Origin of the sequence: Streptomyces sp. SID14478 (genome assembly GCF_010548525.1) — a bacterium.
Lineage (GTDB): Bacteria > Actinomycetota > Actinomycetes > Streptomycetales > Streptomycetaceae > Streptomyces.
Map to the genome: position 1 here is coordinate 1 of NZ_JAAGMG010000142.1, position 24313 is coordinate 24313.

General features: G+C 69.2%; 26 protein-coding genes and 1 pseudogene. 14 read left to right on the forward strand and 13 right to left on the reverse strand.

Features of this window, described 5'->3' with window-relative positions; translation table 11 throughout:
* The coding region (locus tag G3I40_RS05115; RefSeq protein ID WP_164300950.1) for a hypothetical protein at positions 1-738 on the reverse strand (738 nt) is incomplete at its 3' end.
* 158 nt (positions 739-896) lie between these two features.
* On the opposite strand from G3I40_RS05115, the gene G3I40_RS05120 reads away from it, so the two are divergent.
* Together G3I40_RS05120 and G3I40_RS05125 are read left to right on the forward strand one after the other, a co-directional pair.
* Entirely contained in the window at positions 897-2291 is a 1395-nt protein-coding gene (locus G3I40_RS05120) for a hypothetical protein (RefSeq protein WP_164300951.1), read from the forward strand.
* A 35-nt stretch (positions 2292-2326) separates the two neighbouring features.
* Positions 2327-3775 (forward strand): hypothetical protein, encoded by a 1449-nt coding sequence (locus G3I40_RS05125; protein WP_164300952.1) that lies wholly within the window; start codon positions 2327-2329, stop codon positions 3773-3775.
* Between the two features lie 33 nt (positions 3776-3808).
* On the opposite strand, the gene G3I40_RS05130 is transcribed toward G3I40_RS05125, so the two are convergent.
* Entirely contained in the window at positions 3809-4552 is a 744-nt protein-coding gene (locus G3I40_RS05130; RefSeq protein WP_164300953.1) for a 1-acyl-sn-glycerol-3-phosphate acyltransferase, read from the reverse strand.
* 113 nt (positions 4553-4665) lie between these two features.
* On the opposite strand from G3I40_RS05130, the gene G3I40_RS46935 reads away from it, so the two are divergent.
* The 3 genes from G3I40_RS46935 (at position 4666) to G3I40_RS05145 (ending at position 6719) form a co-directional block, all read left to right on the forward strand.
* Positions 4666-4914: a phosphopantetheine-binding protein gene (locus G3I40_RS46935; protein WP_164300954.1), complete on the forward strand. Its 249-nt coding sequence runs from the start codon at positions 4666-4668 to the stop codon at positions 4912-4914.
* Positions 4911-6116 carry a beta-ketoacyl-[acyl-carrier-protein] synthase family protein gene (locus tag G3I40_RS05140; RefSeq protein WP_164300955.1) on the forward strand — a complete coding sequence of 402 codons (1206 nt, stop codon included), beginning with the start codon at positions 4911-4913 and terminating at the stop codon, positions 6114-6116. Before G3I40_RS46935 ends, G3I40_RS05140 begins: the two co-directional genes overlap by 4 nt.
* A gap of 219 nt (positions 6117-6335) precedes the next feature.
* Entirely contained in the window at positions 6336-6719 is a 384-nt protein-coding gene (locus G3I40_RS05145; protein WP_164300956.1) for a hypothetical protein, read from the forward strand.
* A 184-nt stretch (positions 6720-6903) separates the two neighbouring features.
* On the opposite strand, the gene G3I40_RS05150 is transcribed toward G3I40_RS05145, so the two are convergent.
* Positions 6904-7311: a RidA family protein gene (locus G3I40_RS05150; RefSeq protein ID WP_164300957.1), complete on the reverse strand. Its 408-nt coding sequence runs from the start codon at positions 7309-7311 to the stop codon at positions 6904-6906.
* Between the two features lie 112 nt (positions 7312-7423).
* Between G3I40_RS05150 and G3I40_RS05155 the strand changes: the two genes are divergently transcribed.
* From G3I40_RS05155 to G3I40_RS46945, 3 genes are all read left to right on the forward strand, one after another.
* Positions 7424-7801 (forward strand): helix-turn-helix domain-containing protein, encoded by a 378-nt coding sequence (locus G3I40_RS05155; protein ID WP_164300958.1) that lies wholly within the window; start codon positions 7424-7426, stop codon positions 7799-7801.
* Between the two features lie 187 nt (positions 7802-7988).
* Positions 7989-8816 carry a hypothetical protein gene (locus G3I40_RS46940; RefSeq protein ID WP_239091546.1) on the forward strand — a complete coding sequence of 276 codons (828 nt, stop codon included), beginning with the start codon at positions 7989-7991 and terminating at the stop codon, positions 8814-8816.
* 50 nt (positions 8817-8866) lie between these two features.
* Positions 8867-9580, forward strand: coding sequence for a DivIVA domain-containing protein (locus G3I40_RS46945; RefSeq protein WP_343244828.1), 714 nt, complete (start codon positions 8867-8869; stop codon positions 9578-9580).
* 166 nt (positions 9581-9746) lie between these two features.
* Here the strand turns inward: G3I40_RS46945 and G3I40_RS48110 are convergent, their stop codons facing one another.
* On the reverse strand, positions 9747-10994 hold the full coding sequence (locus tag G3I40_RS48110) for a helix-turn-helix domain-containing protein (protein ID WP_164300959.1): 1248 nt from the start codon (positions 10992-10994) through the stop codon (positions 9747-9749).
* A 105-nt stretch (positions 10995-11099) separates the two neighbouring features.
* Between G3I40_RS48110 and G3I40_RS05170 the strand changes: the two genes are divergently transcribed.
* Both G3I40_RS05170 and G3I40_RS05175 read left to right on the forward strand, forming a co-directional pair.
* Positions 11100-12008, forward strand: coding sequence for an alpha/beta fold hydrolase (locus G3I40_RS05170; protein WP_239091548.1), 909 nt, complete (start codon positions 11100-11102; stop codon positions 12006-12008).
* A gap of 248 nt (positions 12009-12256) precedes the next feature.
* Positions 12257-12973 (forward strand): SH3 domain-containing protein, encoded by a 717-nt coding sequence (locus G3I40_RS05175; RefSeq protein WP_164300949.1) that lies wholly within the window; start codon positions 12257-12259, stop codon positions 12971-12973.
* Positions 12974-13313: 340 nt separating this feature from the next.
* Here G3I40_RS05175 and G3I40_RS05180 read toward each other — a convergent pair whose 3' ends face one another.
* From G3I40_RS05180 to G3I40_RS46955, 5 genes are all read right to left on the reverse strand, one after another.
* Positions 13314-14267: an NAD(P)H-binding protein gene (locus tag G3I40_RS05180; RefSeq protein ID WP_164300960.1), complete on the reverse strand. Its 954-nt coding sequence runs from the start codon at positions 14265-14267 to the stop codon at positions 13314-13316.
* Positions 14268-14573: 306 nt separating this feature from the next.
* Positions 14574-14915 carry a hypothetical protein gene (locus G3I40_RS05185; RefSeq protein ID WP_164300961.1) on the reverse strand — a complete coding sequence of 114 codons (342 nt, stop codon included), beginning with the start codon at positions 14913-14915 and terminating at the stop codon, positions 14574-14576.
* Positions 14916-15315: 400 nt separating this feature from the next.
* A complete protein-coding gene (locus tag G3I40_RS05190) occupies positions 15316-16005 on the reverse strand; it encodes a phosphotransferase (protein WP_164300962.1) in 690 nt (229 codons plus the stop codon).
* A 396-nt stretch (positions 16006-16401) separates the two neighbouring features.
* Complete coding sequence (locus G3I40_RS05195; protein ID WP_164300963.1) at positions 16402-16920, reverse strand: hypothetical protein; 519 nt, start codon at positions 16918-16920, stop codon at positions 16402-16404.
* A 58-nt stretch (positions 16921-16978) separates the two neighbouring features.
* A complete protein-coding gene (locus G3I40_RS46955) occupies positions 16979-17458 on the reverse strand; it encodes a MarR family transcriptional regulator (protein WP_164300964.1) in 480 nt (159 codons plus the stop codon).
* 85 nt (positions 17459-17543) lie between these two features.
* Here G3I40_RS46955 and G3I40_RS05205 point away from each other — a divergent pair, with 85 nt between their 5' ends.
* Complete coding sequence (locus G3I40_RS05205; RefSeq protein ID WP_164300965.1) at positions 17544-18761, forward strand: NAD(P)/FAD-dependent oxidoreductase; 1218 nt, start codon at positions 17544-17546, stop codon at positions 18759-18761.
* A gap of 60 nt (positions 18762-18821) precedes the next feature.
* Here the strand turns inward: G3I40_RS05205 and G3I40_RS05210 are convergent.
* Positions 18822-18946, reverse strand: a pseudogene (locus G3I40_RS05210) (IS5/IS1182 family transposase); the annotation flags it as partial.
* Positions 18947-19021: 75 nt separating this feature from the next.
* Between G3I40_RS05210 and G3I40_RS05215 the strand changes: the two are divergent.
* The gene (locus G3I40_RS05215; protein WP_164300966.1) at positions 19022-19399 is read left to right on the forward strand and encodes a hypothetical protein; all 378 of its coding nucleotides are present in this window, start codon (positions 19022-19024) and stop codon (positions 19397-19399) included.
* A gap of 326 nt (positions 19400-19725) precedes the next feature.
* Here G3I40_RS05215 and G3I40_RS05220 read toward each other — a convergent pair whose 3' ends face one another.
* Entirely contained in the window at positions 19726-20307 is a 582-nt protein-coding gene (locus tag G3I40_RS05220) for an alpha/beta fold hydrolase (RefSeq protein ID WP_275410137.1), read from the reverse strand.
* 215 nt (positions 20308-20522) lie between these two features.
* Here G3I40_RS05220 and G3I40_RS05225 point away from each other — a divergent pair, with 215 nt between their 5' ends.
* Entirely contained in the window at positions 20523-21485 is a 963-nt protein-coding gene (locus G3I40_RS05225) for a hypothetical protein (protein WP_343244829.1), read from the forward strand.
* Positions 21486-22318: 833 nt separating this feature from the next.
* On the opposite strand, the gene G3I40_RS05230 is transcribed toward G3I40_RS05225, so the two are convergent.
* On the reverse strand, positions 22319-22672 hold the full coding sequence (locus tag G3I40_RS05230) for a hypothetical protein (protein ID WP_343244830.1): 354 nt from the start codon (positions 22670-22672) through the stop codon (positions 22319-22321).
* 709 nt (positions 22673-23381) lie between these two features.
* On the opposite strand from G3I40_RS05230, the gene G3I40_RS05235 reads away from it, so the two are divergent.
* The gene (locus G3I40_RS05235; protein ID WP_203643476.1) at positions 23382-23627 is read left to right on the forward strand and encodes a hypothetical protein; all 246 of its coding nucleotides are present in this window, start codon (positions 23382-23384) and stop codon (positions 23625-23627) included.
* 261 nt (positions 23628-23888) lie between these two features.
* Here G3I40_RS05235 and G3I40_RS05240 read toward each other — a convergent pair whose 3' ends face one another.
* Positions 23889-24146: a hypothetical protein gene (locus G3I40_RS05240; protein ID WP_164300969.1), complete on the reverse strand. Its 258-nt coding sequence runs from the start codon at positions 24144-24146 to the stop codon at positions 23889-23891.
* Between the last annotated feature and the right edge of the window lie 167 nt (positions 24147-24313).

Consider the following 24313-nt stretch of genomic DNA (forward strand, 5'->3'; position numbering starts at 1 on the left):
GGTGCGCAGCAGGTCGCTGCCTTCGGCCCGGCCCCGCCCGACGTAGGTTCCCGGCGCGCGCCGCACCGCGGCCGTGCACACACCCCGCTCCCCCGCGGCGAGGTGGGGGACGACGGGCCGACCATCCGCGCAGATAATGCGCGCGGGGGCCAGAGCGGCGTCGCTGATGCGCACGGCGTGGGCAGGCCGGTTGCCGGAGTTGACCACCACGTAGCGCACCTGAGCCCGCTGTCGCCCTGTCACCCGGGCCGTCTGGGTGAGCGTCAGCGCGGCGCCCACACCCGCGTATCCGGAGCGCGCTCGCGCCCGCACCGTTGCACGCAGATAGGGCTGCCGGCCGGCGGCCGTGACCTCACCGATCCGCGTCCCCGGGCGGGCGCGTGCGGTGGCGGTGCAACGCGCCGAGCGCAGCCCGGTCAGCATCCGCACGCTGTCCCGTCCGCCCGGGCAGCGGATCACCGCGCCCGGCAGCCCGGGGTCGCGCACCTTGATCCCGTACAGATCGGCGCTGCTGTGGTTGACGAGACGGTACGACTTGACGACGACGGCTCCGGTGCGGATGCCCGGTCGCAACGCATCGAGCCCGGGGCGGGTGTTCACCGTGACTTCGAGGGCGAGCCCGGACGGTCCCACGCCGTCGGCTGCCGAGGGGCACGCGGCCGACCAGCAGCCGGCACTCAGCAGGAGACCGATCAGCAGCCATCGCACCGCTCGCAGAGCCCGCCGTCCGATGATCACACCGGCATGGTGGTCGCCCGCAGGGGACGTGACCGCTCAGGCACGCGCGCACGCTCGGTGATTCACCCGAGCGGCCGCAGCACTCTGCCGACGGGCGCCGCGGCGGTTCTACTGCTGAAAGTGGCACGCCGGGACGCTCCAGAGACGAGGTGGCCGAGATGCCGGCCCAGACAGTCGACACCACAGGCGAACAGACATCACAGCCGCAGCAGACCGACCCCGACCTGCTGATCGCCGCCTCAGTACTGCTCGCGGACGCCGCGCTCACCACCCGCAGGGCGGGCTCCGAAGTCACGGCGGCCGCCGCCAGTTGGCGGGTCGGCTTCGAGGCGCTGCGGCGTCCCGGTTGGGCCCTTGGCAGCGCCCTGTCGGCGGCCCGCGCCCTGTCGAATCCCTCAGGACTGGGCTTTGCCGTCAACGGAGGACTGGTCGGCGAGAGCGTCCGGTGGGCCGGCGCCCTCGCCCGCCGCCGGCCCGCGTGCGTGGCCATGGCTGTGGACGCCTTCGCGCTGCGCATCGAGGCCGCCGCCCGTGACCACCCGAGCCTGGCCGCCCCGCTCGCCAAGCGACTCACCGACGCCGTGATCGCCGGGCGGCGGCTCGAAGCGGTGCGCGCGGCGCGGGAGTTGGTCGATCTGCTCGGCGTCACCCGCACCCTGACCACGATCAGCCCCGTGATCATGGAGCTGCTCGCGCTGAACGGGCTCCTCGACGAGAACCCCACCAACGACAGCTTCGCCTGGGTCACCCTGGCGGGCGGTGTGCCCACCACCGACCCGCTGTTCGGTCTGCCCGCCGCGCTGATCCGCTATCTCAACCCGGGGCCGGGTCGTGCCGAACGCATCGAGGCCGACGCGATGCTGGCCCGGGTCCTGTCCCGCTCCGCGAACGACATCGTGCGCTACGTGGACGACATCTCCGCCCTGGGCAACCACGGACTGGCCCTGCTCCGGCGCATCGCCTGCACGGACGGGGCGCAGCGCTACGTGCTGCTGCTGCCGGGAACGAGTTTCGGACGGGTCAGCAACAGCACCCCGCAGGACCTCGTCGGCGCGTTCGACGCGTTGCTGCGCATCGACACGACCTACAGCCGTGCGGTCAAACAGCTGGTGCTGCGCGCCGGGGTGCCCGAGGGCGCGGAGCTGATGATCGTGGGGCACAGCCTCGGCGGCATCACCGCCATGAACCTGGCGAGCGACGCCGACTTCGTGGCGACGTACCGCCTCACGCATGTCGTCACCGTCGGCTCGCCCATCGACACCAAGCGCCCCGCCGACCCGACGACCCAGGTGATCAGCCTCGTCAACGAACACGACGTCATCCCGGGCCTGGACGGCCGCGGCCCCGCCTCCGCCAACGACGTGCCGGAGAGCTGGATCGAACTGTCCTGGATGGACGAGACGTACGACTACCCCCTCTCCCACGCCCCGCAGGCATACGCCGACACCCTGCGCAGCGGCACTGTCCCGCACCGCGCCCGCGTGAACGAGCTGATCACCCGCTACGACGGCGAGATCGTCGGCAACCAGCCCTACTTGCTGCGCGACAAGTGACGCCCCCGCACAGCCATCCCGAAGAGAGTCAGGCGATGAACGCCAGCGACACCACGACCGCTCCCCGCCGCCCCGCCACGGCCTGGCCCCTGGAGAACGCCCTGATCAGTGCCGCGATGGCGGCCCAGCGCGTCTCCTGGATCGACGCCCCGGCCCGCGCGCTCGGCCTCAAGCCCTTCACCCGGCACTCTCTGACCCGGCAGGTCCTGGTCCAGCTGCGCCGCACCGCGCACGGAAGGCCGACGCGGTTGCGCACCGCGTTCGGGACCTTCCTGATGCCGCTCACCACCGACGACGCCACTAGTCTGATCGGACAGGCCGAGGAAGCCGGCGTCCGAGGGCCCGTCGCCGCCCTCACCGCGGACGGCCACCGCCTGCGGCTGACCGAGCACGTGGCCCTGCCGGTGTCCCTGAGCATCCTGCGCGCCCGGGTCAGCGCGGCCGCCGCCGAGGAGGCAGCGGCGCTCCTGTCCGTACGCCAGGGCGACGACACCGTCTCCCGCAGCGACTGGTGCGCCCATACCCAGCGGCTCGCCCGCCGGATCGTCCTCGGGGACGACGCCGCGGACGACACCCTCGTCACCGACATCCTCGACGCGACGACGCGGGCGGCCGATGCCGCGGAACACGCCGACCGCATCGCCGCCCTCCACAGGCGGTTCGATCCCTACCTCCAGGATCCGGGCACCGGCCCGCTCACCGACGACCCCGTAGCTCTCCAGCACGCTCTGGAGATGCTCACCCGCGCTCTCGACGACACCGCGGCACAAGCCCTCGCCCTGGTGACACTCCAGCCTGCGCTGCCCGCAGCCGACCGGGCCGAGCGCGCCGTCGACGAAGCGCTGCACCGCTATCCCCCGCTGCCCGCCACGGTGCACGAGGTACGCGCGCCCTTCGCCTGGCACGGTCTCGCCGTAGAGGCAGGCACCGAGATCCTCTACGCGACCACCTGGCTGAACGACCTGGACGACGATCAGGAGCAGACCGGAGGCACTCCCACCGCCGGACTGTGCGCGGCGCCCGCCCCCTGCTGCGCCGCCGCACTCGGCGTCCTGGCCGCCACGGAACTCGTCCGTGCCCTCACCCAGCACGCGGAGCCCGCTCTGCGAGCCCCGCGCCTCAAGGCCGACGCACTGCCCGCCGAACTTCCCGCGCACTCACTCGCTCTCGCCTTCACGGACACAGAGGGCGCCACCGTGCACGCGGCTACCGACACCCCTCCTCCTCTCGACGCAGCGCAAGCGGCCGCCGTACGCGCAGCGGCCGCCGCCGGTCAGAGCCCGGCCCACTACGCCCTGCTCATCACGGCCAGCGCCAGCCGTCTGGAAGAGCACGCACGTCAACTGTCGGACTGCGCACGGCAGTCCGGCTGGAACCACGACGCGTTCGGCGAACGCTGCCGGATGACACTGCTCGCCCACGCCGAACGCTGCGCCCGCTCCGCTGCCGACACCCGCAAGGTCGCCGAGTGGCTCGCGAACTGAACGCCCCGCTCCCCCAGGCCGACCCCGCGGCGCCTACCAGAAGGGGTTCGTCCGACGTGCACGATCCCGGTCGACCATGCCCTGCACGGTGAACCGGACCTCGTCGCACAGCCGCCGCGCGGCCGCCGACCGCACGGCGAAGGAGGCCCCGTCGGCCACGGAGGCCGACACCGGCTCGCCGATGCTGATCCGCCACTTCACGGGCAGCGGCAACAGGGTGGTGACCGGGAAGTACGGCAGCGCGAACCGGCGGGCCAGCGACCCGATCTCACCGAGTTTCGGGTACGCCTCCTCGGCCCCCACGATCGCCACGGGCAGGACCGGCACACCGGTCTGCACGGCGGTGAGCGCGAAGCCGGGACTGAACGGCCGCAGGCGGTAGCGCTGTGAGAACGGCTTGCCGACCCCGTCGATCCCCTCCGGGAACACCGTCACGAGGTGTCCCGCTTCCAGCCTCTCGCGCCCCACCGTCGGGTCGTCGCAGAACACCTCATGCCGGCGGGCGTACGCCGCCAGCGGCTGCATCCGGAAGATCAACTCCGAGGCGTACATGTGCACAGGGCGACACAGTTCACGCAGCAGGACCTTGTGCAGGACCAACGCGTCGAGCGCCCAGGCCCCGGAGTGGTTGGCGATCAGGAACGCGGGCCCCGTCCGCGGCACGTTCTCCAGTCCCGACAGCTCGACGCGGAAGTAGTCGTCGGCGAGCCAGCCCAGCACGCCTTCCAGCAGATCGGTCGCGGACTCGTCCAGGGATCCTGCATGCGCTTGCGTCACAAGATCCCACTTTCAGCTGAAAACAGACCACCGCAAGGCTAAAGGTGCCATTGAGGTGGTCTCTCTCACTAGTGCCCGCTTTCGCGGCCACCGTTCACAGAAAGGCCCACCGCGTGAGCACCTCTGCGACACCCGCGACCGCCGACCTGATCAGCGGCATGCTCATCGACCACTTCGAGGTCGACCCCGCCGCCGTGCGCCCCGATGCCCGCATGGCCGACCTGCTCGCCGACTCGCTGATGGTCGTCGAGATGGCCATCACGCTCAAGGACGAGCTCGGCGTCCAGGCCACCGAGGACGAGCTGCGCGAGCTCACCTTCGCCGAGTTCGCGGCCCGCGTCGACGGCCGGCGCCCCGTATGACACGGGACACCGAGGTCCTGGTGACCGGCGTCGGCCTGGTCACCGCGGCCGGCCCCGACACGGACTCCACCTGGAACGCGGTCCGCGAAGGCCGCGCCTGCGCCCGGCCCGATCCCGAACTACACGGCCTGCCCGTCACGTTGAGCTGCCGCGTCGCCGACGTGGACGCACTGCGCCCGCGGCAGCCCGGCGCCTCGCACCTCGACCCTGCTGCGCGCATGGGCCTCGCGGCCGTCGCCCAGGCACTCGACGAGGCCAAGCTCGACCCGGCCGACTGGGACCCGACGCGCGTCGCCGTGGTCACCGGATGCTCCCTCGGCGGAATGCGGGCGCAAGAGGCCGCCGCCGCACGCTTCCGGGCCGACGGCCCGACGAGCGTCTCCCCCTACTTCCTGACCGGGTACATGCCCAACATGGTGTGCGCGGCCGTCTCGCTGCACCTCGGCGTGACCGGGCCCACCCTCAACGTCGCGACCGCATGCGCCTCGGGGGCCACCGCTCTGGGCACCGCCCGCGACCTGCTCACCACCGGTCAGTGCGACATCGCCGTGGTCTGCGGCGCCGAAGCACCTGTCAGTCCGCTCATCGCAACGGGGTTCTCCCAGGTCCGCGCCCTGTCCGACAGGGTGTCCCGCCCCTTCGACACGGCCCGCGACGGCTTCGTCATCGCCGAGGGCGCGGGCGCCCTGGTTCTGGAGCGGCCCGCACACGCGGCGGCCAGGTCGGCGCCGCGCCTCGCCCGGTTCATCGGTTACGGGGCCAGCAGCGACGCCCACCACCTGGTCGCCCCGCACCCCGAAGGACGCCACGCCGAACGGGCGCTGCGTGCCGCCCTCGCCGAGGCCGGGCTCTCCCCCGGCGACATCGGCCACGTCAACGCGCATGGCACGTCGACCCCGGTCGGCGACGCGATGGAGGCGGCGGTTCTGGCCCGGGTCCTCCCGCACCGCCCTCCCGTCACCTCCGCCAAGGGCACCCTGGGCCACACTCTCGGCGCGGCCGGCGCCATCGAGGCAGCGCTGACCGTGCTGGCTCTCCGTACGGACCTCGTGCCACCCACAGCTGGCCTGACCGTTCAGGATCCTGCGCTCGACATCGACGCCGTCGCCGGTTCCGCGAGGAGCGAGTCCTCGACAGCGGCGGTCAGCAATTCCTTCGGCTTCGGCGGCCACAACGCGGTCGTGGTCCTGGCGAGAGACTGACCGCCCTCAACCCCGCGCCCGCACCGCTGCGGCTTGAGGAACACGTCAGGACGCCGCCGCAGCACGCGTAGACGGCGTAGATGACGACGACGGCTCCGCTGACCCGGAGTTCTTGCGCCGCTTGGCGTGGAAGCACGGGCCGTCCCGCGAGAGATGCGAGGGGACGTGTACGCGCACGACACCCCCGTGGCTCCCGCCTGCCCGGCTCGTTGGACAGCCATGAGTGAACACGACGACGCCCAGGCCGCCGGCAGGACCTTGCGCACCACCCGCACCAACGGGCCCACCTCCACTCCTGCCCCCGGCCAACGCCGGGCACCCAGCCCCTGGCTGCCCACACAGGACCGTTTTACTGCGGGCGGGCAGCGCCGCCGCAACGAAGGCACCGCCGACCGCCTGCGGGCGGCGGTCCATCTGGGCCGGCTGCTCGCCGCGCACACCACGGCCGAGCTGGAGGAAGCGATCGGAGCGAACGCACGGCTCCGACTCACCGAGGCCTACGAGCAGTTGCGCGCCGAGACCCGGTCCCCCCTCGAACTGCCCGAGCCCGTACGCCAACTACGCGCGGCGCGACCCGACTGGTGGAGCCAGTCCGAGAACTGACCGCCCAAGGAGCGCGAGCAACGACCGGTGCCGAAGCCTGGTCATCCCCGCACGAAAGAAGCCTGGTTGCCCCCACACGAAGGGGGAACCGCGCCTCCCCGGGCCGCGCGACATCCAGCAGCCAAGATGAACAGCGCCTATTCCTGGCGGGGTTCTGCCACTGCCGGAGGGAGAGAGCCTTTGCTCAGTCGAGAACAGCGGTGGCTTCGATCTCGACCAAGTGCTCGGGTACATCCAGTGCCGCCACCCCCAGCAGCGAAGCCGGTGGGACCGGAGTCATGCCCAGTCTCGCCGCCGCGCGGGCCATCCCGTCCAACAGCAAAGGCATCTTGTCAGCAGTCCAGTCGACGACGCAGACCGTCAGCTTCGCCACGTCGTGGAAGGAACCGCCGACCTCGCTGAGGGCTGTGGCGACGTTGACGTAACACTGCTCGATCTGAGCGGCGAGATCGCCTTCGCCGACCGTGACCCCGTCGGAGTCCCAGGCGACCTGACCGGCGAGGAAGACCAGCCTCGATCCGGTCGCGACCGACACCTGACGGTAGAGGTCGATCTCCGGCAATCCTGTGGCGTTCACCTGGGTGATGGCCATGCCACCTGCCTCCTTCGCTCTGCGACACGCTCTCTTGTAGTTACTGGGAAACCGTAGGAGAGTGACCGCCGGCATGGAAGAACGCACTTTTCGGTGACAGGGGAACCCCACGGTGACCAAGCAGCTCAGCGGCACGCCCGAGGACGCGGACCTCCGGCGCGCGGACTCCCTGGCGCGGGAGATCTTCTCGGACGTCGCCAACAAGTGGGCGCTCCTGATCATCGAGGAACTGGGCGAACGCACGCTCCGATTCAGCGAGTTGCGGAACCAGATCGAGGGCATCAGCCACAAGATGCTCACCCAGAACCTGCGCATGCTGGAGCGCAACGGCCTGGTCGAACGGACGGTCTACCCCACTGTTCCGCCGCGGGTCGAGTACACCCTCACCGAAGCGGGCCAGGCCCTACGGGTGACGATCGACGGACTGTGCGACTGGACCCACCGGCACCTGCGCCACATCGAGACCTCCCGCCGCCGGTTCGACGCCTGACGACCGGCACGCCCGCCTCTCCTCCTGGTCAACTGCGGCCGGACCTCGGGCTTCAAGGACGCGCCGCCACTGACGGGCGAGTCGACCCGTGAGCATCCTCGGCACCACGCGACACACGTGAGTGCGATTGACCCGCCGACATGCTGGGCAGTTCTGTGCGTGATGCACGAAATAGTCCGGAGAGTCCATGTTGTCGCCATCCGTGCCCCTCCATCTCGCCCGGTTCCCCGCGGACCTGCCGACCGTCCTGATGTCCCTCGCCGAGGACCGCGCGTGGATCGCCGTCGCGGTGATGGCCGCCGCCACCGTCGCGGGCCTCGCGCTCGCCCGCCGTCCCGCGCGCCAGGCCGCCCTGACCCTGCTGCTCGCCTCCGGGGCGATGCTCACCGCCGTCGCGGTCGACCTCGTGCCGGAGACCTGGCACGAGAGCGTCGTGACCGGAGTCTCGCTTTGGCTCGCGCTCGCCACGGCGACCGGCGCCTACGCCCTGGTCGCCGCTCTCACCCGGCACCACGGAAAGGACCCACAGTCGGCCGTACGACCCGCGGCCGCCCACTCCCCCGGCCGGCACCGCCGGCTCCAGGAAACCGCCGGAGTGCTCTCGGCCGGACTCGGCGCGGCCACCGCACTCGCCATGCACCGTCTCGTCGAGGGCACCACCCTCACCCTGGTCTTCTCCGTGCCCGTGTGTCTGACCCTCCTGATCACCTCGGCGGGCAACGGTCTGGCCCTCGGCGCGATGCTCCACGAAGCCCGCCAACGCCTCGCCCCCTGGCTGCTGCTGGCCTGCGCCAGCCCCGCTGCCGGCGTCCTGTGCGCCCTGCTGCTCCCACTGCCCGCCGCGATCCTGCCGCTCGCCCTCGCCCTGGTGGCCGGGATCGTCGTCCGGGTCGCCGTCATCGTCCTGCGCTTCGCAGCACACAAACGCACCGCGAGAGGCCTGTCGACCTGGCAGGTCACCACCGTCCTCGCCGCCGCCTGCGCAACGGGCGTCCTGCTGCTCGCCGCACATTGACCCGCCCCGCCCCGCCCGCTCGACCACAGCTCACAGAAAGGCAGTCGGCCGTGCCAGACGCCCCGTCCACCGAGGGCCGCTCCGACCGTTTCCCCACCCGAGCCCCGGACCATCACGAGGTCGGCGAACGCCACCCCGCGCTCCCAGGCCAGGTACGCCCCCTGCTCACCCCCGACGACGTACACCACAAGTGGTTCACCACCGCCCGGCTCCGCGAGGGATACGACCTCGGCGAGGTCGACAGCTTCCTGCTCGACGTCGAGATCACCCTCGACCGGCTCTACCGCGACAACGCCGCTCTGCGTGCGGAGCGCGGCAGCGAGAACAGCGCCGTCCAGCATGACCCTGCTCACGCCTCCAGAGTCATGGCACTCGCCGACACGGCCGCCGGTCAAGCCCTGGCCGCCGCCTGCACCGAAGCCGGCCGGATCGTCGGCGAGGCCCAGGACCGGGCTGCGCGGATCGAACAGGAGGCACACAAACGGGCCCAGTACCTCGACAAGGACACGGCCGAACGGGCCGACCAATTGGAGCGCCAACTGCGCGAACGACAATCCGAGTTGCAGGCACTCGCCAGCTCACGCCGGTCCCTGGAGCGCCAGCTGTCGGGCCTGCGAAGTCTCGTCGCCGAGTACCGCGGCGGCGTACGCATCACGCTCGACGAGCAGTTCGCCGACCGTCTCGACGCCATGGAGCGGCACGCGGAGGCCCTGCTCAGCCACCCCATGGCCGGACATCCCATCGACGAAATGCACCTCGACTGACCCGCCTGCGACGGGCAGCGAGGCAGCAAGGGGCAGCGACTCAGCGTCCTCGGGCGCATTGCCTCGGGCACAGCGCCTCACGCCCCGAGCGCTGCGCCCGGCCGACAGCGCGAGCACACCGTCACCCGGGGCGAGGCCCTCCGTGAAAAGCGTGGCATGAGGACGTTCACGGGCGATCGATGCCCCCGATGCTGTCGAACGCCGTGATAGCCGCGGCCAGTTGTCGCATATCCGCTGACTGAGTCGCGTCGTACCCGGTGAGCACCTGGATTCGGCCCAGCCGGTACGTCAGGGTATTGCGGTGGATGGTGAGCGCGGCGGCTGCGGCCGCGCGATGGCAGCCGACAGCAAGGAACTCCCGGAGAGTCACGATCAGATGAGGATGCGCCATCAAAGGCGCGATTCTCCGGGCCAGTGCATCCCGGGCCGGGCTCGGCTTGGCGAGTTGATACTCGACGGCCAGGTCGGCAAGCCGATAAAGCCCCGGTGCACAGCGCAGACTCTCCCCCAGGGCCAGGACCTCGGCTGCTTCCGTATAGGCATCGGGGATCGCTTCGTGGCTGTGCGCGAGGGCCGCTGCCGCCATGCACCGTGTCCCCGCTGCAGCATTCAGTCGGGCGAACAGGCGGCTGACTTCCTGCTCATGCGCCGGTTCGCCCTGGAGGGCTGGCAGGAGAAGGGTGCCGCCGTCCCCCTTGAAGGTAGCCAGAACGTCAGGGAGACGGTCGAACTCGGCGCGGATCGCCCGGAATACGGTCGCGGTCGACCGGGCCGGGGCGAGGACGTCCGCCCTACCGCCGGGGCTCGCAGGCGTGCCAGGTGTCGGCTCGGGGAGTCGGAAGGTGATGACTTCGTACTGATCGGCCAGTGTCCGCCCGAACCGCTCCGCTGTCCGCCAGGCCGGGCGTCCCGCGAGGAGCGCACCGGCGAGGTGCTGGCGCTGTTCGCGGTGTTCGAAGTCCAGGTCCGCGTACTCCTGCTGATAGGCCTCCGCGACCCGGGGTGTGACCGTCCCGAGAAAGTCGAGCATGGCCAAGGCCAGAGCTTCCGGACTGAGTTCCGGACCCGCCGTGACAACCGCCTGCTGCCACGCCTCGCGGGCACCGAGGAGATAAATACGCAGGACTGCATGAAGAGGGACACCGTCCCGGGCTCTCTCGGCACCCCACGAAATGGGAAGGTCGAGTTCACGCTCGGTGGGTGGACGGCCTTCAGCGATCGTCGTCAGAAACAGCTCGATGACAGCTCGCGTGTTGGCGAGCAGGTCGCCTTCGAGGACGCTTGCCGGCAATTCTCGGTAGGCAGGGATCTCCCGCACGCACGTGTCGACGGCGGCCTGCGCCATCGCATCGACCTGCTGTCTCAACTCCGATACCGCGACCCCTGCTTCCATCTGCGCATTGTCATCGTGCACAAACGCGAGGGGAAGCAATCTGCGCAAACAGCCAGGGGACAGTTCCGGGGCTGGAGGCGCAGCCTGTGTCAACGGACCATCTCGCGCAAAGGAAAGGGACTTCCCATGGCGCGTATGACTGGCACGGCGGGCAGGGCACGGCACAGAGTCAGGCGATGGCTGGCACCGGCAGGACTGGCGCTCGCCCTCGTACTGGGCGGAGCTTTGCCCGCACAGGCCGCGGACAGCGGCTCTGGCTCCACGCGTGGCATCAACGACTTTTCCTGCCGGCCCAGCGCCGCGCACCCCGAACCGGTGGTGCTCCTGCACGGCACGTTCGCCACCTGGTACGAGGACCTCAACTACCTCCAGGCCGACCTGGCCGCCCGCGGCTACTGCACCTTCGCCCTCACCTACGGCGCATACCCCGAATTCCCCTTGGTCGGGGGCCTGAAGCCGGTCGCCGTCTCGAACGTCGAGATCAAGGAGTACGTGGAGAAGGTACGCACCGCGACCGGCGCGGCCCAGGTGAACGTCGTCGGCCACTCCGAAGGCGGACTGCAGGCCCTGTATCTCGCGAAGATGCAGAACATCCAGTCCCACATCAAGCGCGTGGTGGCCATCGCTCCACCCACCCACGGAACCAGCGCGGCCGGCCTGGTCACCCTCGGGGACAAGATCCTGGGCCGGGGCGTATTGGACAACATCGCCGCGACGCTCGGAATCCCCGTCCTGTCCGACGAGTTCCCCGGCGGCCCTGCCATCAACGCGCTCACCAACGGTCCCATCGCCCAGCCAGGCATCGACTACACCATCATCAGCTCCCGCTACGACGAACTCGTCACCCCCACGGAGACCGCATTCGTCCGCGAGACGGGCGTCCACAACCAGTACGTACAAGACTCCTGCCCGCTGGACCCCGTCGGGCACATAGGCGAGGCCTACGACCTCAACGTCTGGCACCTGGTACGCAACGCCCTCGACCCCCAGCACGCCACGTCGATCAAGATCTGTGCGGTCGGCTCCCCGGGCTAGTCCGACCGACCGGTGAAGTCCCCTCCGCAATGAACGGCGTCGGCCTCGTCATCTGCATCGACCTCGCCGACGCCCGGCAGGACCGCGCACGGCAGCGCGGCGTCACCCCGCTCGACCTGCGCCAATGCAGGAAGGGCTCGCCACTGAATGGGGGAACTACACATCACCTGGCCGCGCGCCACTCGGCAGCCAAGAGGATCAACGGCTAATCCTGACCGGGTCCTGCCACTGCCCGAAGGGAAATCCGCATGCAGCTCCGCACCGGCGCGGCCGGCGCCACACTCGGCGCCCTCACACTTGGTCTGACCATGGCCGTCACCTCCACGGCCGCCTACGCCGCCACCCCCGGCACCGTCACCGCCCGCACCGGCGTGATCGTCCGCGCGAAGGCCACCGCCGGTTCCGCCAAGCTCGGCGCCTACCGCGCCAACGCCCGGATCTCGATCCAGTGCAAGGTGAACGGGCAGAACGTCGGCGGCAACCGCCTCTGGTACAAGCTCAACGCCCGTTCCGGCTACGTCGCTGCCCGCTACGTACGCAACAACGGCACCGTCCCGATGTGCGGCCACGGGGGCGGCGGCGCGGGCGCGGGCAAGCAGGGCCCGCCCGGACCCCGCGGCCCCCAGGGACCGAAGGGACCCAAGGGAGCCAAGGGAGCCACCGGCCCGAAGGGGGCAACCGGCCCGAAGGGTGCCACCGGCGCACGCGGACCGGCCGGCCTCAGCGCCTTGCAGCACGTCAGCGCCGTCAAGGTCATCCCGGCCGGTGACAGTGCGGTCATCCTGGCGAACTGCCCGGCCGGCAAGAAGGTCATCAGCGGCGGCTTCAGCCGCGGCAACCCGAGCGACGTCGACATCGTGAACTCGCTGCCGCACGGCGACAACGCCTGGATGGTCCTCGCCAGGAACAAGGGCACCGGGGTGCAGAACGTGACCGCAGAGGCCACCTGCGCCCACGTGGACTGATCTACCGCGCTGAACCGCCAGTTGGACGAAGCTCCCTGCTCGTCCGAAGCCCCGCACCGCGCCACACCTGGAACAGGCTGGGACGCGTGGCACGGTACGGATGGCGATCGCGACGGACTCCTTTTCGGAGGCGCAACAATCGCCCTCTCGCCCCGTCTCAGTCTGGTAGCTGAGGCGGGGCGTTTCTCAACCCGTTGAAGGCACCTCGAGTCGACCTGCCACACCGGGGGGACCAGGGCTGATCGCCTGCATTTAGCCCCAGTTGGGGTCTGGTGGTTGCAGACGAACGTAAGTGAGGGCCTCGGTCTCGCTGTTGATCGTCCCCACCACCACACGTTCGTCAGGGGACGGAAGCGCCCTTGGACGCAGTCCCTTCGCGCAGAGCCACTGCCATCGCGTCACGGAAGGACCGCGGCGGCTGGTCGAGCAGCGTGCGAATGGCAGTGGCGTCGCCGATCATGTCGGCGTCACTGCCCTCGCCGACGAATCCACCGACCGCACCCGGCGGCATCTTCGCAACCCGTTCGATGAGCGGGGCGATGCGGGCGATGGCACGGCGGGGAAGATGAATCTTGATCGGGTGACTGCGCCCCAGGTGCTCGGCCGCCACATCCATCATCTCGTCCACTGTCAGCACATCGTCGCTGCCCACGTCGAAGTGCTCGCCGAACGAACGCGGTTCGTCGAGGAGCACCACAAGCTGCCGCGCCAAGTCATCGACGGCGACCGTACGGAACCTCTGACGTCGACTGCTCATCAGCACCGCCACCCGGCGCCGGGCACCCCGTTCAACGATGCCGAACCCGTCGCCGCCATGGCCCACGATCATGCCGGGTCGCAGGACCGTCACGTCCAGACCACTGGTGAACAGCATCTCCTCGATCCGGGCGCGGCCCCGCGTCCAGGAGTTGCGTGCGTTCGCGGCAACTCCAATGGACGTCACGTACAGCAACCGGTGAACGGCGTGAGATCGGCAAGCCTCGACGATATTGCCGACGCCTGCCGCTTCGACATCGATGTAATCGTCGTCTTCCTGTCGCCCTGGCTGCGGGGAGAGCGTGTGGACACACACGATCACCGCTCGGGTCTGCCGGGCGGCGTCGGCGACCGTGGGGGCCTCCAGCATGTCCCCCTGCACGACCTCGACCTCATCGTCGAACATGCCCGCGGCTTTGGCGGGGTTGCGGACCATGCATCGCACCCGATGACCGTCGCGCAGTAGGGCGGACACGACCCGCCGCCCCAGGAACCCAGTCCCACCGATGACCAGTACTGCCTGCTCGCCACCCGCCATGGCTGTACCTTCCCGGGACGGCCTGGAGGGTCATCCCTGCTCCTCCACCATGACGGATGCAGGCAAGAAGCGCCCACGGTGACCCGCTACTGAGGCCCAGCCGAGCTTTCTGGTTCCGTGACCGCCCGGTTCGGGTCACGCAAGGCCGCCAGGAGCTGCACCGCGCACCCGGCGTCGGCGCGGGCGCTGCCGGCCTCCGGTGCCTTCCCCGCGCCGGTCACCGGCGGCGCGCCCTCGCTCGCGTGTACTCGCCACGCTGCACGCCAGTTGGCACCGGACTGCCCGCCCGCCGCGCCCGGGGCGCCGTCAGCGCCTGTGGAACGGCCGCCAGTCATACCTCCGGTAGACCCAGATCCCGGTGACCGGTGGTAGCGCCAGCAAGGCGGCGCACGTGAGCCAGAACTGGTGTTGCCATCCCCACCACACCAGCGCCACCGGTCCGGCCACAGTGATGATGGCCGGCACCAGCGCAAGGATCACGTCGCGAGTGCCCGCTGGGACATGACCCGGTTTGCCACTGGCGAAGCCGTTCATGAACTGCACGCGCACGATCAGGAGGAAGGTCAGCCAACCCAACCCCCACAGCGTCATCGCGCTGGCGAGCGCCAGGCCGGCGTCCCACCACACATGCTGCTGCTCTCCCGCCATGCGGGCAGTGTGCGACTGCGGAACCGCAGGCACATGAGTACGCGTACTCAAGCTCCGAGCTAGCCGCCACGATCACCACGGCCCGCTCCCCTGCCAGGTCCGGGCATGGCTGGCCGACACCGCGGTCGGCCCCTGCGCGTCCGCGCGCAACAGGAGATATTCAGAGCCTCCAGGCGAAGAACGCGGGTCTGGGTTCCGCTCGCAAGTAAGACAGGCCCAAGTGCCCTTCTTGGACGCGCCGATGGATGATGACTCCAGTCGTCACCTCACGGAACTGCTGCGGCCGCCACAGACGGCGCCCATGAGACCGCTGGGACGTTAGAACCCGCCTTTCATCCTTCGGCCGCCCTGCGATGGGGAGGGGTCAACGTGATCAGCCCTCGCATCCGACAGCCCGAGCTCACCTCCTACCGGAGGCGCTCTCACGGGCGTCGGCTCCTGCCGCCAGGATCAGGGCGACCGCCTCGTCGAGGGCGGCGATCTCCTCCTGAGTGAGGGTCGGATTGGCGGACCGCCGGGCCCGGGCCTCATGCAGCAGCATGCCGTCGGTGCCGCCGAGTCGACGCACCAGGGCGGGGAGGACGGTCCGGGCGATCTCGGAGGCGGCCGGCATGGTGAGCGCCGCCTGCGCGAGGATCAGCGCGGCCATCGCGGTGTCCAAGCCGGGAGGTCCCTCCTGGGCGGTGGCCCAGTCGATCACCACGGGGCCGTCGAGGGTGAGGAAGACGTTCTCCGGATGCAGGTCGAGGTGGACGATGCGGTGGGAGGGGTCGGCCCCGGCCCGTGGCGGAACGGCGTGCAGTCGTAGCAGCAGATCGGCCAGCAACTCGCCCGCCTGCTCGCCGCTGAGCGTGCCCGCAACCAGCGCCTCAAGCATCGTCGGCCCCGACAGCCGCTGCATCACCAACTCCCCGGCCGTCGCTCCCGGCCACACCGCCGGCACCGGATACCCGTGCTCGGCCAGGTACGCCATCACGACCGCCTCACCGGTGGCGTCCTCACCGTCGCGGTAGCGCCGCACGACCCGGTCCTCGTCGAGGGCGAACACATCCGCCGTCCGCCCCGCCCCGATCAACTCCCCGATCTCCACATGGCAGAACTTACACCGAGCGTTGCCGGACCTGCGTCGAGTTCTTCATCGTCCTGGCCACTGCCATCGTCACCATCCGCAGCCTCATCCGCCGGACCTGCTACACCCACCGCTGGCACACCCCACCCACCAGCCCTCGCATCCGATGACCCACCGGCGGAAGCCTTTTTAGGGCAACGCCGCGGACGTCGCCATGATCGTGCCGCCTACTCCCAGCGAGAGCGTCGCCGCCCGGGACACCAAGTCCCCCGGTGACACTGAAGAATTCCGCACCCAGGTGACCAACGCCGTGACCGAAGTGGCTCAATCCACGGACGGCCGGGTCACTCTTGCGGCGATTCGGCTGTGGCTCCGCTCGGCACGTCAGCCACCGCAGCGGATGCCTCAGTGGTTGCCTCAGTCGTCGGCGGCGACGACGAGCGTGATCCGTCCAGCCGAGCGGTCGACGAGCACGAACTCGTGGAAGGAGTCGTGCACGCGTCCCCAGTCATGAATCGCCTCATCACCCAGCTCGGAGAGGTAGTAGATGCCATCGGCTGCGACCATGCGGGAGAACACCTCCCGCCGGAGCTCTGCCTCTAGCTCGGTGGGCGCCTCCCAGTGCGGATCCACCCACTTCCGCACGATCTGCGCGGCCTTCTCCTCGCTGATGGGCTCGTACAGGTCGGGGGTGATCAACCGCAGCCAATATGGTCCGTGCCGGGGCCCGTCCGGCAGCACTCCACCACCTGCATAATCGTCCCGGAACCGCTCATGCCCAATCAGCGCAGCAAGCAGCCCTCTATCGTCCACCGACTCCGCGGTGAAGCTGAGCTGCTTGATGTCGACCCACCGAGAACCGTGCTCCTTCGGATCCGGGACGTAGCGTCGAAAGTTGATAAAGACGCTTTCCTCGTGAGCGAGCCCGATGTCCATGGCGCCAGCCTAGAAGGCAGCAAGGGGATCCTTCCGACTCACCGGACGGGCCTCAGGGTCAGGCCAGGCGCTGAGTGGCCTCCGCCTGCCGGCGCGCCGCTTCCTTCGTGAAGGAAGCGATCACCTCCAGCTGTTCATCCGAGTACTGCGTGCACAGCTCGCGCAAGGAGGAGACGAGGTCGGCGAAGTAGTGCATGTTGCGGGCCGCGAACTCCTGGTTGAAGCGCAGCACCACCTTGCGGCCGTCCTGGGGATGCGGCGTCTTGCTCAGCGCGCCCTTGTCCTCCAGGCGGCCCACGAGCGCGGTCACGGAGGCGGGTCTGAGGGCCAGATGTCGGGCGAGGTCGCCCGCCGTCATCGGACCGAGCCGGGCAACCAGGTCCAGGGCCTTGATGTCGCTGGCATTGAGTCCCTGCCGGTCTGCAAGCGCCGTATGGAAGAGCACCGCGGCCGTGGAGAGCTCACGCCCGGCCAGCAGGACCTCACCCACCAGCCCCTCCCGGCCTTCCGGACCTGTGGCTTCCTCGCGGTTTGTCACCTCGGCATCCTACCCGTATTGTTTAGTTAGATCGATCAAACTAACTAACTTATTGTGATGGACGAACTCGAAGGGTCACCCGACAATGAAGGCACTCATCATCGGGGGCGGCATAGCCGGTCCCTCCGCGGCCATGGCCCTGCAGCGGGCCGACATCGACGCAACGGTCTACGAGTCCCACTCAGGCGGAGCCGACAACGTCGGCATCTTCATGACACTGGGCTCGAACGGCATCGACGCCCTGCGCTCCATAGACGCCGACGCCCCGGCCGTCGCCGCAGGCTTCCCCACCCCCGGCATCGACATGGTCTCCACCACCGGAAAGACACTGGGACAGGTGCGCACCAGCCGACCCGACGGCGACCTCACCAGCCGCACACTCAAGCGGGCCGACCTCTACAGCGCGCTGCGCGACGAAGCCCTGCGCCGTGGCATCGACATCCAGTACGGCAAGCGCCTGGTCGACGTCAAGGACACCGGAAACGGCATCCGCGCTATCTTCGCCGACGGCACCGAGGAGCACGGCGATCTCCTGATCGGCTGCGACGGACTCCACTCGACAGTGCGCACGCTCATCGACCCCACCGCCCCGGCGCCCGCGTACTCCGGCCTCATCGGGCTCGGCGGCTACACCCGCGGAGTCCCCGTGAACACGCCCGCAGGCAGCTACCAGATGATGTTCGGCAAGCACGCGTTCTTCGGCTACGCCCCCGCGCCCGACGGCGAGGTCTGGTGGTTCGTCAACCTGCCGCGCCCGAGCGAGCCTGCCCGCGGCGAGCTCGAAGGCACGGGAGCCGAACAGTGGCGCAGCCACCTCACCGAACTCTTCGCCGACGACGCGGGCCCCGCCGCCGAACTGATCCGCGCGAGCCACGAGATCCTGCCCGCAAGCCCGGTCCACGCCATGATGGGCGTCCCCGCCTGGCACCGCGGCCGGATAATCGCCATCGGCGACGCCGCCCACGCCCCCTCCCCGACTTCCGGGCAGGGCGCCTCCCTGTCCATCGAGGACGCCGTCGAACTCGCCAAGGCGCTGCGCGATCTGCCCACCATCGAGGGGGCCTTCGCTGCCTACGAGACGCTGCGCCGCCCCCGCGTCGAGCAGATCGTCAAACAAGCCGCCCGGATCAACAACAACAAGGCCGCCGGCCCCATCGGACGCGTCAGCCGTGACCTGATGATGCCGCTGATCCTGCCCCGGCTGGCCAACAGCAAGCACACGCGCCAGACCTACGGCTACCACATCGACTGGGACACCCCGACGGCGACAACAGCCAACAGCGGTGCGCCTGCGCGGAACTGAGTCGCTCCCTTGCTCCAGGTCCGGCACAGCCTGCCACCTGGCCGGGCGAAGTGCCCGCACACCCCTGCGGACCGCATCCGCGCCTTCGCGCCGCAGGACCGTCAACAGCTTCCCCAACGGCCTCGGACCCAACCCGGTGCGGGGGCTATCCACCAAGGTTCCAACGGCGTGATCACAACAGCCAGGAGGCAGATCATGTCAGTTGCCGACGCACCCTCCTGCAACTCATCCTGGGCACCGGACAAGCAAGGAGGAACAGGATGGGGCTCATGCTCGCCCCCGGAGACGACGCTGTGACCAGCCCGGACGTCTCCTGGTCCTACACCGGCTTCAACATGTTCAGGAAGTGGTTGGCCCAAGTAGAGGGGTTCACCCTTGCGGAGATGAACGGCTTCGGTGGAGACCGCAAATGGAGCGGCGTCTCCACCACGCTGACACCGCTGCTCGACCACGCAGACGACGAAGGCTCTCTCACACCCGCTCAATGCGCGGCCATATTGCCCAGGCTCGAAGCAATCGCCGGCCAATGCATCGAGAACGAAGACCCGGTCCATGAGCGACGTATCGACGATGTGCGCCAACTGGTCTGCGTAGTGAGGTACTGCTTGGAGAAGGAAGTCGCGCTCGTCTTCTGCTGACCACCGCGAACGGCCCATTGTCGGAGGCTCCACCAGCTGCGGCTCAGACCCTAGCGTGCCCGGCGAGTACGGCGGTGCCAGGCCCGATTGTCATCGCGGACGGATAGTAGAGGTCGATCGCGACGCATCACAGCCCTTCCGTGCGGCTCGAACCGCGCCGCAACGACACGCCCCTGGCCACGTCAACGCGGTCACCCAAACTCGCGGGGCGGATACCCGCGCTTGCCTGTGCGTTCGGCGAGACGATCTTCTGTCCGCACAGGGTCGCGAACTCGAGGGTTTTCGCGGGTCTGTGTAGAACGGTGCGGGGTGGGCCGGGCATCAACTCATCCGCGTAGGAGCGCAGCCACCTCGGGGAGAGATACGGCCCCCTCGGCTGCGCGGAAGTGCCCAGCACCAGGTACAACGACTTCCTCGGCTCCCAGCTGATGGCCTAGCTCGGTGGTCAGCGAAGGTATGACGAAGGTGTCGTTGTCGGAGCGGACGACGACGCGACGTCGAATGTTTCCGGCGACGCGCGCGAGATCAGGGACGCTCCTGGTGAACGAGTCCAGCTCTGGCAGCGCGGGCGCAGGTTCGACGAATCCGGATACGGCGACAAGGGCATCGAGCCTCCAGGGTGCGTCGAGGCGGCCAAGGGCATGCAGCGCCGTAACGCAGCCGAGGCTGTGTCCGACTACAGCGGTGCGGTCGTTGGGTTCGCCGAGTGCCTTTGCCACCGCCGGGATCCAGGCTTGAGGCTGGGGAGCGGCCGAGTTCGGCAGCGCCGGAATCTCGACCTTGATCCCCTGGGGTGTCAGTTCGTCGTGGAGCCACTTGAACCAGTGGCTGGACGGGGACGCCATATAGCCGTGCAGGATGACGACTCGCTCAAGGCCCATGGCGCATACCAACGTTACGCCGAGCAACCGATATTCCCCCGACGCGTATGTACCGGAACCGGGACAGCGGTCCGGGCAACACCGTGAGTCACTGCGGTAGCGGGCCCCGCCGTACCCAGCGAGAAACCCTCAATGTGTAGAGTCCGCCTCCAGCCCCCGATGCCGTGCCTGCAACCGAACCGCCCACCCAGTCCCGGGAATCATGGCTCATGACGCGTACCACGCCACCCCGCCCCGTCGACGTGGAGGCCGCCTTCCCCGAGCTGACCGCCGAGCGGCGGGCTGCAACCCGGCTGCACCCGCGTCGCGGCACACCCACGGCGCAGGACAGTTCGGTGGGCGGTGTGCTGCTGTGGCCTGCGGACGAGCCCTGGCCCAGGTGCACCGTCCCGCACAAGCGAAGCAGCGGCTACCGGATCAGCGACGTACTGCGGGAACGGGAGATCCTGGAACGGGCCTGGCGCCGCGATCCCCGGTCGGGGCCGAATTCTGAGGAATCCGAGATCCTCGCCGGATTCAAACGAGGTCGCCACGCCCCCCACCTGGCCGACACGGATCCCATCCCCATGCTGGCCGTGGCGCAGTTGTACCGCCGCGACGTTCCCGGCCTGCCGCACTCGGAGCAAGGGGATTTGCTCCAGGTGTTCTGGTGCCCCTTCGAAAAACACGGCGACAGCCGACACGACCTCCACGTGCAACTACGCTGGCGCCATGCGCGGGACGTGGTCGCGCCCCTCGAACAACAGCCGGCCCCCGAGGTCGTCGGCCGGCAAGAACTCGTTCCTTCACCGTGCGTCCTGCATCCCGAGGGGATCGTCGAGCATCCCTACTTCACGGTCCTTCCTTCTTCGTTGCAGACGCGTATCGACGCGTGGGAAGGACCGGAGGAGGACGACGCCCCCCAGTACATCTACGACTTGTCCACTGCCCCAGGGTGGAAGGCAGGCGGTTATCTCGCGTGGCGGCTGACACCCCCGCAGTCGACGCCTTGCCTTGAGTGCAGCGCAGAACTCTCCCCTGTCCTTACCCTCGACGAACGGGAGTGGGACCCCGGTACCACGTCCTGGATCCCGCTGGAGGACCGGCCGTACGCCGACGTGATGGACGCCAACACGCCTACCTGGGTATCACCGGGCCGTGGCCGACTCGTCATCGCAGCCTGCCCGAACGCAGCCGCCCATCCCCTCAGGCTCCTCACGCCATGAACCAGCAAGCACTCCGCCTGGCCCAACTCCTCCAGGTGGAAACCACTCACACCCGCCAGTCGCACTGGACGGGCATCGAGTCACAGCTTCGAGCCCCTCTGCCCGACGACCACAAGGAGTGCATCAACCAGGCCGGCGGCGGGCAGACAGACAGACAGATACCTCAACATCCTCGGCCCGTCCTACCGCAACCAGCACTACGACCTGGCGGACGCGGGCACCGAGCGGCACGAAGCCTACGAGGACACATCTTCGACTCCGAAGACAAGCCCGCCGGGCTGGAGGAGGACAAGCGCCCCCGTGTCAGCGGGGGGTACTGCGCTCAGCATGACGCACCTGCCCGTCGATGTGGCGGCTTCGAGGCGCGACTGCGGGTGCGATGGAGTTGGAGTGGGCGGAATCGGCCCAAGTGACCTCACCGGTAACGTCGTTGAGGGTGAACAGGTCGGCGGAGTAAAGCCGCTAGGGCAAGTGGGCGAACCGCGACCTGATCGGTGGCCGGCCAGACCTCGCTGGTGCCACCAGGAGAGCCATGCCGCCGCCCGTAGCCATCAGCCATCGCCTCCAGTACCGCTGTGAGCCTACGCATCCGTGAAGCCGGTCAAGCGCACGAAAGAAGCCGGTCAAGCGCACGAAAGCGGATGGCCACTCATCAAAGCGGATCACGGCGGCCTCGACAGGCATCCACAGGCGGGTGATCGACAAGGGCGGGCGCCGCGCTCGGCACCCGCCCTTCGATCGGCTGACCGTCACCTGCAGTCAAGCAACCGCGCGCCATCCCGCCCGCCGGAACAAGGCGGGAAGCTGCCCGGGCCGACAGGTACACGCAGTGATCAGCAGTTGCGCACCGGGTTGGTCTCGCTGGAGATCGCCGTGTCCTTCATGAAGCCCAGCTGGCCGTTGTCGGCGACGGTCATCAGCCAGCGGGTGGGATGCGGTCCGCCGACCCACGCCTGGCCATCGAGCTTGCAGTAGAACCAGCTCGGGTTGGAGTACATGTAACCGACGACCCTGCTGGGGTCCGGGTAGAGGTGATTGTTGCCGATGGTGCCGTATACCGGCGCGCCCGATACGTTGTTGCAGTACCACCTGATCCCGTCGCTGTCCGGTGCGCAGTTGGTTGCCGCATGAGCGGACGGCGCCGCTACCGAACCGATCCCCACACACAGCCCTACCGACGCCAGCACTGCTCCCAGTGTCCTGCGTAGACGCACGCGTCTCCCCCGCTTCCGCTCGTGATACGACGCACTGTTCATGATGTGTCGTCAGGTCACCGAGAGAGACGCGGCGACCGCGCGGAAGGTTCCGCCCTATTTCCGAAACAGGCGCTCGGGCGAGAGAAGCTGCGCTCCAAGTGACATTCAGGTCGCGGCCCGCCCAACTCCCCCTCACGATGCGCGCCTTCCAGTCCCCGTTGGATACCAGGGGAGGACCGGGGCCGGGCCTGGCTGAAGACAGTGGCGTCCACTGTGGCCGACGGCCAGGAGGGGACAGCTGGAAGGATCGGCCGTATCCGGATCCCATCCGCCCACCACCTCCGTGCCGCGCAGCGCACCTCGTCGACGGCGCAGACCGCGGCGGACAGGCCCCGAACGAAGCCAGCTCGGACGGCACCGCCCCCCGCCTACGAGCACTGGGCTTCTTCGAAGTGCACGTCGCTTCGGGCCTGGAGCCCACAGCGACCCGCATCCCGACGAGTGCGGGGCTCCGCCGAGCGGCCTGCCGCGCTGCCGCGCTGCCGCTCCATGGGGCGGCCAGTATCGGCTCAGGGGGTGGATAACCCCCAGGCAAGTCACGGGAAATCCCCGTGGGAAGCCGGACGTGCAGCTCGTAGCGTCGAAGACAGCCAACAGGTCCGGCCCGCTCGGGAGCCGGCCGCTTCCACGGGGAGTCCCCATGCGCAAGATCGTCATCGTTCTCGGCGTCATCGTAGGCGTCTACCTGGCGGCCCGAGCCGTGGTCGAGCCCTTCGTCATCGACTTCGGCGACGCCTCCTCCTACCGCAACGACTGGGGCGGTCCCAGCCTGTTCGGCGTACTCGCCGTGCACTGCGGCCCAGGGATCATCGCTGCCTGCCTCATCGGCCGGAACCTGCGGCGACGCCTGCACGGAGCATCAGCCAAGGCCTCGACGAGCATGTAGCACCGCTGCCGTCCGAGCACACCAGCCCAATCGACGAATCTGACCGTGCCTGTACGTGGAGCCCTGGCATGGAGCCGCATGACGCCAGCCGGGCCTGCATGTGACTCGCCCACCCGCTCACGACGGCCACACCCACTCCCCCAGCCTGATCCAGTGCCCGATCACGAGATGGACGGCCGGCCCGCGTCCTAAAGCCAGCGGACCACGCAACGGTGCAGCCGGCGCAGGAGTTCGGCGCACGAACATCGGTCTCCGGGCATTTCAGGCCAGGCCAAACATGACAGCACTCACGACGACGGACACGACAGCCACCGCCACCAGCGTCTCCCACACGGCGGGCAGCTCGACCCGCCGGCTCGGCGAGGCCAAGGTGACGGTCTCAACGGCAGCTTCGACGGTGAAAAGCTGAGCGCACCAGAGGCATTCGCGGCAGTCCTTGGCCGGAGCCTCTGGCCACGACGCGCCACGCCACGCGGAAAGGCCATCGGCAGTCGTCTGCTCGGAGGTGAACGATTCCATGCTCTTCGCAACGACACCCTCCCCGCTGTGCAACGGGTCAGACGGAACCTGAAATCAGATCGTCACCTGAGATGATTGCCGACTCCATCCGGCCTCTCACCTGCCCGGACCGATGTGACGCCGCCGCCTGAGAGTCCGCCTCGATGTCCAGCCGCCCCGCGCGCCGT